Below are 343 nucleotides of genomic sequence, written 5' to 3'. Positions count from 1 at the left end.
TTCCACAATGCCATAGCCGGGACTCCAAAATGTTTCTTGCAGCTCCATATGGATAGTGCCGTCTTGGGCTAGCTGTTCGAACTCGCTCTCCATTTTCTTTAAGTCATCCGACAGGACAGTGACATTGATGTTCTGGCCGATCGTAATGGGGGCCTCTGACATGGCATCCGAAAACATGACGGGGCTGCCATGGATGTTCAAATTTGCATGCATGATTCGGGATTTCATTTCTTCGGGCATGTCCTGGCCTGGCTCGGCCGGCATATACCCGAAGCGTGATAATTCAGGTGGTTCGGTACCGAATACAGTGGCGTAATAACCCACAGCTTCTTCGCAATTGCCA

The 343-nt window shown here is 50.4% G+C and carries 1 protein-coding gene; it reads right to left on the bottom strand.

Going from position 1 to position 343, the window contains the following annotated elements:
• Nucleotides 1–343, bottom strand: a 343-nt coding sequence (locus SB775_RS28125; RefSeq protein WP_410864451.1) for a VOC family protein, incomplete at both ends; no start/stop codon positions are given.

It is taken from the genome of Peribacillus sp. SIMBA_075, from assembly GCF_046534585.1.
This window is presented reverse-complemented; position numbering and strand designations above follow the sequence as displayed.